Below are 12,694 nucleotides of genomic sequence, written 5' to 3'. Positions count from 1 at the left end.
ATTCACTTTATCAACAACTGTGATTTTTCACAACTCATTTAGGATTGCTATAGCATTCCTAAATGATTCGTAAACTTCTTTCCTTCTTTTTTGGCGCTCTTGGAGACGCTGCGCGTACCCCTACGGGGATCTTGCTACAGGTAGTGTCTCCAAGAGTTGGCGGTAGCCTGCGGCAAGCCCTCCGGGTGACGCTCCTACGTCGCTACCGCTGCGCTAACAGCAGTCGCTCATGGGGGAAACCCCCTTGGCGCTAGCCTCTCCCTTTGGGAGAAGACCGCGCTGCTTCACCGCTGCGCGTCTACAATAATTTTTACAACTAAAATAGGATTACTATATATAAAGTATTAAGTAGGGTACGAGCCGTAACAATGTAATCCACTACCCATAGATTTTTGGCACTGCGTAATCCTTGAAACTCATCAAAGTACTTAAAATAATCCTATTTGAACATTACACACCTGACAAAATTTAATGTTTATATAGATACTTTCTCCAGTTAACAGTAACCAATGAAGACTGAGAATTGATATCAGTATTTCGTCAAAAGATGAAATTGATAACGACTAATGACTGTTCAAATTCTTCCTCAAGTTCGAGACAAATGGCGAGACAACTGTCTTAATCTTCTTATTATGGAACTAGGAAAGCTATTAAAAATTTCAGATTTCATCCGTGAACTTCGGCAGCAACTCAATCTCTCTCAGGAAAAGTTTGCAGCTAAGTTGGGAGTTTCCCTACGAACAGTCAATCGCTGGGAGAACGGATCTACAGTGCCTTCACAGATGGGACTAAAACTAATTGAAGAAATGTTACAGAAGATGGGCGAATCAGGCAAAAGACTACTGAACGAGTATCTCCTAATAGCAGAGCAGCGAGAGGACTCTTAAGATGATGGTGAAAGTACCGGAAAAGATTTTGATGATGCGCTCTTGGTTGCTAAACTATAGTGTGATGATTCTGGCAGTCATAGCGGCGCTGCTGCTGACGCGACTGTTGGTGCCAGTCTTCGATCCGAGCGTATTTACATTATTTTATGCTGCTGTGGCAATCAGTGCTTGGTATGGTGGCATGGGACTTGGAGTAGTGGCGATCGCTCTATCTATTACAACTGTTGTTTATTTTTTGATTGAGCCAGTCTACTCGTTCGATTTCCTCAGCCTGAACGTCTTGGTACGATTAACCACATTCTCACTAGTATCCTTCTTAATTACTGCCCTTTCTTCAGAGTTACGAACTGCTAGACTTTCGGCAGAGACAAGCCTGAAATTGTTGCAAAATAGCGAAATGCGGTTTAGCCGACTAGCAGAATCCAACATCATTGGAGTCATCCTAACTGAGATAAAAAATGGCTCGATCATCGAAGCCAATGATGCTTTTCTGAAGATGGTAGGCTATACGCGAGAAGATTTGTCCGCTAACCAAATGAAATGGCGCCAGATCACCCCACCTGAGTATCTTCAATTGAGTGAGTATTCAGTGGAAGAACTTAGAACGACCGGAGTATGTAAACCCTTTGAAAAGGAATACATCTGCAAAGATGGCGATCGCATTCCCGTTTTGCTCGGTTCTGTGCTTGTGGGAGATACTCAAGAAACAGTCATTGGCTTCGTTGTTGATTTGAGCGAACGCAAACAAGCAGAAGCGGCATTACAGCAAGCCAACGAGCGGAATACACGCACTCTGGAAAACATGAGTGATGCATTTATTACTTTAGACCGGGACTGGCGAATCATCTACCAAAATGCCGAAGCAGAGCGAATTAACGGCAAACTCCGCACAGAGGTTATCGGTAAGTCGCACTGGGAGGAGTGGCCTGCATCAGTAGGCACTAATGTAGAACGCCAATACCGACGGGCGATGGCAGAACAGATTCCCGTCCACTTCCAGCATCACTACTACTACCCGTCCAAGTATGACCTGTGGCTGGAGATTCACGTCTACCCTTGTGAGGATGGTCTTAACATTTTCTTCCGTGACATCAGCGATCGCAAGCTAGCAGAAAAGGCAGTCCAAGCAAGTGATGAACGCCTCAGGAGTTTTGTTAAAGCGAATATAGTTGGCATTCTCTTTGGTGATGTGAATGGTAGCATCACTGAAGCTAATGACGAGTTCTTGCGAATTGTGGGCTATACCCAGGAAGATATCCAGGCTGGCAGACTATGCTGGGGGAGCAACGCGATTTTGTGAGGTGCTGCAACCTGGGACGTATATAGCTTGTTTCGGGATGCGATCGCAACTAAAAAACCAAGTTTTGTTGAGAATATAGAGGTATAATTGAGAACTAAACCCCGATCTCACTTTTTCGCGTTGCTCCCCTATGCTGGACTGATATCACGCCCCCTGAGTACCAATATTTAGATGAACTGGCTATTGCCGAAGCAACAGCGAAGGGAACCTGTACTCCCTATGAGAAGGAGTGCATTCGCAAGGATGGTTCGAGTGTCCCAGTTGTAGTTGGTTACTCCCTTTTAGGAGAATCTCGGCACAAATCAGTTGCGTTCATTCTTGATATTAGTGATCTCAAACAAGCTAAAAAAGCGCTGAGTCAGAGTCAAGAGCAATTTCAAGCTTTTATGGACAATATTCCAGCCGCCGCATGGATTACGAATGCGGACGGACGTGTACTTTACCTCAGTCCAACTTATCTAAAGACATTTGATTTAGCAACAAATAAGGCGATTAATAAAAATATTTTTGACCTATACCCAGCCGAAATCGCTCAACCCCTGCTTGATAACATTAGAATGGTTGCCGAGACGAATCAGGTTGTTGAAATGATTGAGTCTGCGCCACGCACAGATGGCACCCTCGGCGAATTTTTAGTATATAAGTTTCCGATTGCCAATGCATCTGGGCAACGCCTGGTAGGAGGGGTTGCAGTTGACATCACCGAACGCGAACGCGCCCTTCGGGAACGCCAGCTTGCTGAACTTGCTCTGCAAGAGCGCAGTGAACGACTCAAACTGCTTTCTGAAACAACCAGCGATTTGCTTTCAACCGAGCGCCCCTTGGATCTAATGAACAGCTTGTTCAGCAAACTCTCGGCGCAGATGGATTTGCATTTTTACTTCCACTATCTAATCGATACACATGAAAATAAGCAGAAATTTCGGTTAGTAGCTTGCAACGGCATTACTGATGAAGTATTTCAAACAATTGAATACCTGGAATTTAATCAAGGGATGTGCGGACTAGTGGCGCAAGAACGCCATCAAATTGTCGTCAATGATGTGCTGCACTCTAGCCATCCAAATGCCCAAATCCTTCATCCTTTTGGAATCACAGCCTATGCCGGTCAACCGTTAATTGCTCAGGGAAAGCTGCTTGGTGTCCTCTCCTTTGCCAGCCGCACCCGTACCCACTTCACTTCTGGGGAAATTGCCCTGCTGCAAGCAACCTCTGATCAGGTGGCGGTTGCTCTGGAACGCGCTCAATTGATGACTTCGTTACAGCAGCAAAAAGAGCAGTTAGTTCAAGCTAACCGGATCAAAGATGAATTTTTGGCGGTTCTTTCCCACGAACTTCGCACGCCGCTAAACCCGATCCTGGGATGGTCGAAGTTACTGCAAACTAAAAAGTATGATCAAGTAACCACCACTCGCGCCCTGGAAACCATTGAGCGCAATGCCAAGCTTCAGACGCAATTAATTGAAGATTTGCTGGATGTCTCTCGAATTTTGCAAGGTAAACTCAGCCTGAATATTGCTCCTGTGAATCTGGAAAGTGCGATCGCAGCAGCAATAGAAACTGTACGTCTAGCGGCTGAAGCCAAATTGATTCAGATTAACACTATCCTTGAACCAAACATCGGTCAAGTAACTGGTGATTCAAGTCGCTTGCAGCAAGTTATCTGGAATCTACTTTTTAATGCGATTAAGTTTACACCCCAAGGTGGACAGGTAGAAATCAGTTTACAGTCACTTGGTTCTCAGGCTCAACTTCGAGTTAGTGATACAGGTAAGGGAATTAGCCCAGATTTTTTACCCTATGTATTTGACTACTTTCGACAAGCTGATGGTGCAACTACCAGGAAATTTGGCGGACTGGGATTAGGATTAGCTATTGTTCGTCACATTGTAGAGCTACATGGGGGCACAGTTCAAGCAGAAAGTTTGGGCGAAGAACAGGGAGCAACCTTTACAGTCCTGCTACCGCTGATCAAGATTTATCTAAATAGCCACGAGAGTGAGCAACAACCTGATGATTCGCCTGATCTAAATGGGGTAAAAGTTCTGCTTGTGGATGATGAACGTGATACGCGAGAGTTAATTGCTTTCATTCTGGAGCAGTCTGGCGCGGTAGTAACTCAAGCAGCATCAGCTGTAGAAGCACTACAAGTCATGCCTCAGTTCCAGCCAAACCTGCTGTTAAGCGACATTGGAATGCCGGAAGTAGACGGCTATATGCTGATACGTCAAATCAGAGCCATGTCACCAGATATGGGAGGGACAATTCCAGCGATCGCTCTCACAGCTTACGCAGCTGAGGTTGATTATCAACAAGCAATTGCTGCCGGATTTGAGCAGCATATCACCAAACCAGTAGAGCCTGCTAAATTAATTCGAGCGATCGCAAACCTGATTTGTAGTTGTAGCAATCTGCAAACTAACTTACAATCCTTGGAAGCTCGAAAAAAGACATAATTTAACTCAAAGACGAATGGCACGCTTGAAAAGCCGAAATACTTGTTGTTTAAGCAGTTTGTAATTGCTTATGTAATTCATGCCGGGCTTTTGTCATTAAGGCCTAAACGATAAATTTCCTTAACCCAAGCGTATTGACTTCTGAGGGGTAGGGAGGGGTGAAGTTTTTGACTAATGACTAATGACTAATTTTGAGAATTTACTTCAATTTTGCTTAACCAAATCACTAGGTCATCTGCATGAATTTCTATCTCATTTCCTAAAGTTTTGATATATAGAAGTCCATCACTAATGGTTAAATCTCTGATTGGATACCAGGAATCTCTTGTCTGTATTAAAAGATCCGATAGAATTCCTAGTCGTAAAATATTCTTGCGATATTTCCACCAAGCTCGCCATAAAATGACAGATTTAGTACATTGCAACCTATAGTCTTTAGGGATTTGGTAGTGTTGATAGTGATAGAAACCACAACTATCTATGCTTCCTTTAAGGAGATAATTGCATTCTGATAAAGCCTGATTTAGTAATTCCTAATGGGATGAATTAGACCGAATTAAGAATTCACTTGCTGTGGTATTTAGTTGGGCAGTGGCAATTATGCCTTCAGCCTTTGTTGCTAGATGGTTAATATTATAAACTGTTTGTGCTGTTAAAGAACGATTTGCCAATAAAATATCTTTTTTCTGGATAGAGTTGTATACAAACTCTCGAACCAAATCTAAATCAGACAACATAAAATTATTTATACTAAATAAACTATCATTGTAATTGTTATTACATTTTACATTTAGTAATTACACTGCTTTTGTCCATCAATCCGGATAATTCTCAACTTGATTTATACTCTGACTTTTCACGCCATCTGAAAAAGCCCACGAAAAACCTAACCCCCTTCCCGACACGGGAAGGGGGAAAGTTCAAAGTCTCTCTCCTAAAAGGAAAGAGAAATAGAAGTGAGGTTTTCCAAATACTGTGAAAAGTCAGTATAAATCCTGACTTCATTGTTGGGTCAAATAAAAAAACTTCAAGAACCCCACCAAAGCGTAGCTTTGGTGGGGTGGGGTGCAATGACTGTGGGAATCATAACTAATTATCCGAACTTGATATTAGAAGTCTGATTGCTAATTTCAATACCAATCTCTGCCATCACTTCAACAGTGACGGGATCTACCTCATTTGCTACCAAACCTGAACTAGCAACAGCAACTTTACCTTCTCCTAATATTCGCGTAAATCCCTCTGCCATTTGCGATCGACGCGAATTATTGATAAGGGGACGCCATTTCTATTGTGAAGCAGAGACTACGGCTTCAGGTTGATAGCGGATACCAGCTTGCTTAAAGCGATGTAAAGCTTCACCCAAGCGATCGCAGTCGGCAATTAAACTTATCCTTACATAACCTTCACCTGCAACCCCAAAGGCATTACCTGGGGTAAGAACAACACCAGTTTGCTGCAACACGTTCAGGGCAAAATCTGTGGAACCAACGCCAACGGGACACTTCATCCAAAGATACATTGTCGCCTTAGTTTTGGGGATATCCCAACCCAACTCTCCTAATCCTTGAATCAGGAAATCGCGGCGGGTACGGTAGCGTTGTTGTACCTCGTGCAAATACACATCTGGCAGTTGCAAGGCGGTTTCAGCTGCTGTTTGTAATGCGGCAAAAATGCCGTAATCTAAGTTAGTTTTCAGCGTCCGTAAACCTTGAATTACATGGCGGTTACCCACGACAAACCCAACGCGCCAACCAGCCATATTGTAGGTTTTGGATAAGGTGTGAAATTCCACACCAATTTCTTTCGCACCAGGAATTTCTAGCAAGCTAGTGGGTTGATAACCATCAAAAGCTAACTCGGCATAACACAAATCATGCACCAGCAAAATTTCATATTTGCGGGCGAAGGCGACGATTTCTTCAAAAAATTCGCGGGGGGCGGTGGCAGCAGTAGGATTACTGGGATAGTTGAAATAGAGAATTTTGGCTTGTTTAGCAATCTCGTCAGGAATTGCAGCTAAATCGATTAACCAGTCATTCTCTGGTTTAAGAATCAAGCTGTGGATTTTCCCACCTGCGATCGCTGGGCCGCGGAAATGGGCGGGATAAGCTGGGGAAGGAACCAGAACAACATCACCAGGGTTAATGTAGGCGATCGCTAGATGGGTTAATCCTTCTTTAGAACCCAGCAGTGGTAAGGCTTCGCTATCGGGATCGAGAACCACACCATAGCGACGATGATACCAATTGGTGATTGCCCGGCGGAAACTAGCAGTCCCCTCAAAAGGAGGATAACCATGATTGGCGGGATCTTTTAAAGCAGCGATCGCTGCTTCTACAACTGGTGCTGGCGTCGCACCATCCGGGTTTCCCATACCCAAATCAATTAAATCCAGCCCTTGTTCGCGTGCTTTAGCTTTCAGTTCATCTAAACGGGCAAATACATAAGGTGGCAGTTTTTGTATACGTTCTGCTGGGACAATCCAATTTAAACTCATTCTTCAACCTCGTCACTCATTCCCTTGGGCGAAACTCGATTCATGTCTCTACTATCTATGGGTGCAGTGGTGGAAACCATTGCCGCCATCAACTGTTCTGGCGCGACTTTAAATGGTAGTCGATGGATGTCAGAATTAGGAACCAGAGCAATTTCAGCGGCTGTTTGCAACTCGCCTAATGTAATATTGCCCAATCCCAAATCACTTAATTTTTGGGGTAGTCCAATTTCTGTGTAGAACTTTAACAACTGTTGTCGTGCCGATGCAGCTAGTTGATTGCTTTGTAGCATTTCTTCTAAACGCAGTTGCACCAAAATCCCAAAAGCAACTTTTTCGCCATGAATACTGCCATGTCCTGAAATATGAGTTAAACCATTATGCACGGCATGGGCTGCAACTGTGCGACACTGCGCCCCTCCAAGTCCCCCAACTACCCCGGCGAGTAAAACAGTGGCGTCTACAACTTCTCGCCAAACCTCACTACCTGGTTCTTTCAAGGCGGTGGCTGACTTTTGCAACAGGATATCTCGCAAAACTCGTGCTTGTTGCACCGCAGCAATAATTAAAGTGTCTTGCAAATGCCCACTGCTAACTGAGGCTTCATACCACTTAGCGATCGCATCACCAATTCCAGCTACTAAAGTCCGTTGTGGTGCAGTATTAATCAAGTCATAATCAAGTATCAGTAAATCGGGACAACGAGACAGCCCCACATCGTAGAGAAATGCCCCGTCTTTTGAATAAACATTCGACAAGGCACTCCAAGCTGCACAGGTAGCCGCTGATGTCGGAATTGTCACCACTGGCAGCTGTAACTGCTGCGCGGCTAATTTAGCTGTATCTAGGGCTTTGCCGCCACCGACACCGATAATTACATCAGCTTTATGTTCTTTTGCCGTCTTCTGTAAAGATTTTAGGCTAGCTTCGCAGCAATCTGCACCATAGGAAGCTTGAGCTGTATGTAACTGTTGCGTTTCTAAAACTGGTTGCAAATTTTTTCGGCTGATGGCGAGAGTAGATTCACCTGCCACAATTAAGGGACGACTTCCCAAACAGGCGATCTCTACTGCTGCTGCTTGCAACACCTCAGAACCACGGATTACTTTTGCTGGGGCAACTGTGAGCGTAAATAATGAACTAGAGGTTTGAGTAGACAAAGAACCTTGAGTAGAAAGTTGATTAGACATATAATCTAGTTTGCCAAAACCTTGATATTTCTTAATCTAATAGACTTGCAGTCAGGAATGCTTGTTGCCACGCTGCTTTCAGAATGGCTACAAACAAAGCATCTGACTCAACTCAGTTTTAACCGATGTAATGAAAAATACAAACCCCATCGCCAATTGGTTAAGCAATTTAACGACGTTGCTTGAATTTGTGATGTCCATTAGCCTGAAATTCCGAACTATCAAAGTTTTGAATAACCGTATAATTAATTAACATTACCACTCTCAGATTCTCAGGAAAAGTTATTGAGAACTGAATCATGTGTCGATGGTCATTCCAGCTATGGATAGGTGCAAAGAGGCATACATCTATCTGTACGCCCTCACAGCCGATTCATTTGCCGCAAAGACTGTGAAAATCGCAACAGTGGTAATGAGGATAACAACTAAAAAATCACAATTTTCAGTACCTATTACCTGCACGCTGATTGACCTTTTCTAACAGTGGAAGCACTAAAGTGTGAATATCTTAATCTAAAAATAACTATTAATGTATCAGTAAATACAAAATAAATTTTGTTATTCTGATAATAGGTAAATTATTTTGTCCTCTGGGAGGATGAGAGGAAAAGAAAATGAGGGCTGAAGAAAAAATTGTCCAATTCTCCCCTGCCCCCGTGCTCCTCTTAAGCAGTAGGTTTTGGCAATTGGGCGAATTTGTCTGTGTAAATTTCGACTGTGACTGGGGAATTTTGATGCGAAACGAGCGATCGCTTCACCTCACCCAAGTAAACTGGTACAGAAGCCCCTTGTTCCGGGTGGATAATGGTACGGGCGCGAACTGTCAACTTGTCGTCTTCGCGTGTACCTGAGCGACCATAAGAGAAGAGATTACTAGCTGCTTGACGTAAAGTTGCTTCTAATTGTGTGGGTGTAATTTGGGGTGATGTGGCAATCACCGCTTGTGTTGACCCATTGTCATAAACTAAAGTGTACCGGACTGCTCCGGGAATCACAGTCCGACTCAAGGGGACTATTGAGAGTGCAAATAAACCAGCTGTCAGCACCAGCATAAAGCCAGTCGTACCCACCAGCCGAAAGCGGATGCCCCATTTGAGAATAAAAGCCAAAACTGCTAAGGCAGCAAATACCAAGGTGGCTATACCGGACCATTGGGTGTACTGAAGAAAGTCAGCTGTTGTAAGCATAAGATTGGTTATAGAGGCGTCTTTTTTTCGTTACCGACACACCCATTTTACCGAGAGCTTACACCAAAAAGGTTATTGCAATCCGGTTCAGTTAGAGAAAGTTAAGTAAGTAGGCGTGAATAATTAAAGGTTTATAGTAAGCGGCTTTAGCCCTTATAATAGGGCTGGAGCCGCTTACTATCACCCAATTTAATTAATTTTAGATTGCGTAATATTGTTTGATTTATTCTTGCCCACTTACTTATTTGTCTGAGTGGTTATTGGTCATTTGTTGTTCTCCGTCTGCCTCACTTCCCCAGCCTTGCCAATCTTTCAAAACAGTATTGGTTCACCAGAGACGATATGGGAATTTTTAGATGTCTGCAACTTAGTTTGAACACTATTGATATCGTAGTTATACCACAGGTAGAATTCCCCATTTAATTCTCCGTTTTTTACATGCAAATAAATAGGTTCTGGCGGGTTACAAAGACCTAGTACCGCAAGGCGCAAGTCATGCATTCAAAAGTCAAAAGGATTACGGAATGGGTTTTTTAGGGTTTTAAAATCGTTGCTCTATTTCCGCCGTGTTGTACTAGTTTAATTTCAGTAATCATGTTTTATTTTCCTTGATGAAAGATAAAAATTTTTCAGAGATTCCGTCAAATTAAATATTTTTTAAGTAATAAAATAATAAATATTCAAAAGGGCATCTACAAGAGATGCCCGTCATGCAGGAAAACCGCAAAGGATTGTCCCTACACCTTCCCAACAATCAGCAACAGCGACTAATACCTAATTAGTCACTCTCACAGTCACAGACGTGAATATAGCAATCTTATTAATTTAAAACTCTAAACGTCCCCAGTGCATACACGGAAATTAATGGCAATTTTAAGTTACTGATCACTATTTCCTAACTGACTAATTTGGATGAGATGCAAACCTATCTTCTTGGTTATAACGATGTACTACTCCACAAATGGCAGCCAAAATTAACCATGAGAGCGCATTCAAACGAATATCGAAGAGGGTTACATCTACTGTATTAAATAGAACCCACGCAACAAAAGCTAGAAAATGACTGAAAAATATCAGTCTGTCTTCTGTATTTATATATTTTAACTTTCGCAATAATTGAACGCCTGTAATCAAAATCCAAGCCAGTAAGCTACAAAATAAAAAAGTACTGGGAAAACCAGTTTCAGCAGATAACATCAAAAAAAAGTTATGGGGATGACCCAAGGGAATCTGCATCTGGGCTTTGTAGAGTCTACTAAAACTGCGTAACCCCCAGCCAGTCCAAGGATGTTCCTGAGCTAAAGACCAGGCAAACTCCCACTGAGTTTTTCGCATTAAAGCGATTGGTCTATCTGGATACATATCGTCATTTAACCTTGCCCAAAAGAAAGCAGGAACGTACTGACGAAAAAATTGAGCGACTGGTGAGGGAGCAAAAGCTGCCAAAAGCACACTAGAGATGATCGCAGCAACGCTACCTACAAGAATGCGCCAACCTTGGTAAAGTGCATAAGCTAAACAGGCGAAAATAGCGATCGTCCACCCATTGCGCGAACTGGTAAAAATCAAAGCAATGAAATTTGTAATTATCGCCACGGTTAAAAAGAGAAAGGGGACTGGGGACTGGGAACTGAAGACTGAATTCTTTCCAATACCGAATCCTCGATACCTAATCCCCAATCGCCATTGTTCAAGCCACAACCCTAAGCCCAAGATGAAAACTATCGCTAGATAAGCAGCGAAGGTGTTGGCGTGCAAGAAGAGTGAGGCTATGCGACCTGGTGGATTTCCTCCTGGTCTGATCGTCCAAGCTAAGACAATCCACAAAATCTCGAACTTCAAACTCCAGCCTAAAAATAACTGTCCCAAACCGATAATTATTACTGGCATGGAACCGATCACCAAAATCCAAGCCATTTGCCGCAATTGGGCAAATGTTTGAATCAGAGTGCTATGGGCAGCGAAAACTAAAAAGAATGGTAATAAATTAAATAAGCCGAGGAAAGCTGCGGTCTTGTCATCGGCAAACCCAGCACTTATGACCAGCAACACACTCAAAAGGGCAAATCCCCAGTTGAGGGGGCGGCGACTAATTTTCTGGTATTGTTTCAGTAAAGTTATTAATGATACAACAACTATAGTCACAGCCCCCAATAAAGGACTCAATGGGAAGATTAACAGTGCCCATAGAGAGTAGTTCCAGCAAGATTGCCAACGAGACTTGAAATAGTAAAAAGCTTTGTTCAAGCTGGCTCCCAACATTCCTCACGAGTGAGGCGAATTTGAGCTAAGGCAAAGATGGTAGGGATGATCCGACCATAGTTAGTGGCGATCACTCTCCACCCTAAATCCGCAAAAAACCAAGCCCACATCATTGGCCCAATCACAGCAAATATACTGCGGGTTGCCCCATAACGAGCTGCACTCACAGTCATACCCCGTCGAGCCATTTGCATAGTTACATAGCTTTGGAATTGGGTTGTAGCTGCTTCTGAACCTGTAATTACCGCTTGTTTGGCTACTTCATAGGTAGCAAAGTGGATGGCAAATTGCCGGGCAATTTGCTTAAGTACAAGTGGCTGGAGCATGGAAGTAACCGTGATCGCACTACCGCCTTTGAAAAGTAACCCCAAGGGGTCATGTTGCAATAAAAGTGGTAGCGGTTGTTTTAGTTCTGATTTGAACAGCTGATGCTGCACCCGTACAGTCAATTTTTGCTTTTCCTGTTCAGGTAATTTTTTCCACACCTGTCCTAGCAGATGCAAAAATACTTCTGCTTCTAAATCAATAGTTGCCAGCTGATTAGAATAGGAAATTTTTAGATACTTACATACTTGAACTAAGGCTTGTCGGTAAGTTACCTGGCCTGTGCGTCCCCGTAATACTGTCATCCCATCTGCCGCTAAAAAACGAAAGCGACCCTCTAGTGCGTCTAACCAAGCTTTACGGTCTTGGCTTTGTACTTTGATGGGTTCGGGTGTGTGTACATAGTCTAGGGGATTGAACTTACGACTAAATAGAATTGCCGTTAAATCTTGCAATTCTTCTTCGGTCGCTAACTCTAGCGCCGCCCTCATTTCATCCAATTTCCCTTCCTCCGTTCCGTGCAGCTTTCTGTACCTTATTCTACTATTAGCTTTCAGCAGTCATTAGTAGTAATTTTGTCCTTTGATAATA

The 12,694-nt window shown here is 43.2% G+C and carries 10 protein-coding genes and 1 pseudogene; 4 read left to right on the top strand and 7 right to left on the bottom strand.

Going from position 1 to position 12,694, the window contains the following annotated elements:
* Window positions 1–62: 62 nt before the first annotated feature.
* From Q0541_RS00270 to Q0541_RS00255, 4 genes are all read left to right on the top strand, one after another.
* On the top strand, window positions 63–254 hold the full coding sequence (locus Q0541_RS00270; RefSeq protein ID WP_298904046.1) for a hypothetical protein: 192 nt from the start codon (window positions 63–65) through the stop codon (window positions 252–254).
* A 312-nt stretch (window positions 255–566) separates the two neighbouring features.
* On the top strand, window positions 567–887 hold the full coding sequence (locus Q0541_RS00265) for a helix-turn-helix domain-containing protein (protein ID WP_366941790.1): 321 nt from the start codon (window positions 567–569) through the stop codon (window positions 885–887).
* A 1-nt stretch (window position 888) separates the two neighbouring features.
* Window positions 889–2,187: a PAS domain S-box protein gene (locus tag Q0541_RS00260; protein WP_298904044.1), complete on the top strand. Its 1,299-nt coding sequence runs from the start codon at window positions 889–891 to the stop codon at window positions 2,185–2,187.
* A gap of 104 nt (window positions 2,188–2,291) precedes the next feature.
* Complete coding sequence (locus tag Q0541_RS00255) at window positions 2,292–4,643, top strand: ATP-binding protein (RefSeq protein ID WP_366941791.1); 2,352 nt, start codon at window positions 2,292–2,294, stop codon at window positions 4,641–4,643.
* A 533-nt stretch (window positions 4,644–5,176) separates the two neighbouring features.
* On the opposite strand, the gene Q0541_RS34270 is transcribed toward Q0541_RS00255, so the two are convergent.
* The 7 genes and pseudogenes from Q0541_RS34270 to Q0541_RS00220 all read right to left on the bottom strand — a co-directional run bounded on the left by Q0541_RS34270 (window position 5,177) and on the right by Q0541_RS00220 (window position 12,603).
* A complete protein-coding gene (locus Q0541_RS34270; RefSeq protein WP_366941789.1) occupies window positions 5,177–5,380 on the bottom strand; it encodes a hypothetical protein in 204 nt (67 codons plus the stop codon).
* A 374-nt stretch (window positions 5,381–5,754) separates the two neighbouring features.
* Window positions 5,755–5,916 (bottom strand): annotated as a pseudogene (locus tag Q0541_RS00245) (ArsC family transcriptional regulator); the annotation flags it as partial.
* Between the two features lie 15 nt (window positions 5,917–5,931).
* Window positions 5,932–7,143 carry an aspartate aminotransferase gene (locus Q0541_RS00240; RefSeq protein ID WP_298904042.1) on the bottom strand — a complete coding sequence of 404 codons (1,212 nt, stop codon included), beginning with the start codon at window positions 7,141–7,143 and terminating at the stop codon, window positions 5,932–5,934.
* Complete coding sequence (locus tag Q0541_RS00235) at window positions 7,140–8,330, bottom strand: iron-containing alcohol dehydrogenase family protein (protein WP_298904040.1); 1,191 nt, start codon at window positions 8,328–8,330, stop codon at window positions 7,140–7,142. Before Q0541_RS00235 ends, Q0541_RS00240 begins: the two co-directional genes overlap by 4 nt.
* A 665-nt stretch (window positions 8,331–8,995) precedes the next feature.
* Window positions 8,996–9,517, bottom strand: a complete 522-nt coding sequence (locus Q0541_RS00230; RefSeq protein ID WP_298904038.1) for a Ycf51 family protein — start codon at window positions 9,515–9,517, stop codon at window positions 8,996–8,998.
* Window positions 9,518–10,420: 903 nt separating this feature from the next.
* Complete coding sequence (locus Q0541_RS00225) at window positions 10,421–11,779, bottom strand: O-antigen ligase family protein (protein ID WP_298904036.1); 1,359 nt, start codon at window positions 11,777–11,779, stop codon at window positions 10,421–10,423.
* Window positions 11,761–12,603, bottom strand: a complete 843-nt coding sequence (locus Q0541_RS00220) for a YaaW family protein (RefSeq protein ID WP_298904033.1) — start codon at window positions 12,601–12,603, stop codon at window positions 11,761–11,763. The genes Q0541_RS00225 and Q0541_RS00220 overlap by 19 nt, the downstream gene beginning before the upstream one ends.
* Window positions 12,604–12,694: the final 91 nt, after the last annotated feature.

Origin of the sequence: uncultured Nostoc sp. (assembly GCF_937863485.1) — a bacterium.
Taxonomy (GTDB): domain Bacteria; phylum Cyanobacteriota; class Cyanobacteriia; order Cyanobacteriales; family Nostocaceae; genus Nostoc.
The sequence above is the reverse complement of the archived record's forward strand: the minus strand, read 5'-3'. Positions and strand labels throughout refer to the sequence as shown.

Excerpts from the sequence above, each read along its gene's own strand:
- Q0541_RS00265 (WP_366941790.1), top strand. The coding sequence starts at position 567 with ATGACTGTTCAAATTCTTCCTCAAGTTCGAGACAAATGGCGAGACAAC.
- Q0541_RS00240 (WP_298904042.1), bottom strand. The coding sequence starts at position 7,143 with ATGAGTTTAAATTGGATTGTCCCAGCAGAACGTATACAAAAACTGCCA.
- Q0541_RS00235 (WP_298904040.1), bottom strand. The coding sequence starts at position 8,330 with ATGTCTAATCAACTTTCTACTCAAGGTTCTTTGTCTACTCAAACCTCT.
- Q0541_RS00260 (WP_298904044.1), top strand. The coding sequence starts at position 889 with ATGATGGTGAAAGTACCGGAAAAGATTTTGATGATGCGCTCTTGGTTG.
- Q0541_RS00230 (WP_298904038.1), bottom strand. The coding sequence starts at position 9,517 with ATGCTTACAACAGCTGACTTTCTTCAGTACACCCAATGGTCCGGTATA.
- Q0541_RS00225 (WP_298904036.1), bottom strand. The coding sequence starts at position 11,779 with ATGTTGGGAGCCAGCTTGAACAAAGCTTTTTACTATTTCAAGTCTCGT.
- Q0541_RS34270 (WP_366941789.1), bottom strand. The coding sequence starts at position 5,380 with ATGTTGTCTGATTTAGATTTGGTTCGAGAGTTTGTATACAACTCTATC.
- Q0541_RS00270 (WP_298904046.1), top strand. The coding sequence starts at position 63 with ATGATTCGTAAACTTCTTTCCTTCTTTTTTGGCGCTCTTGGAGACGCT.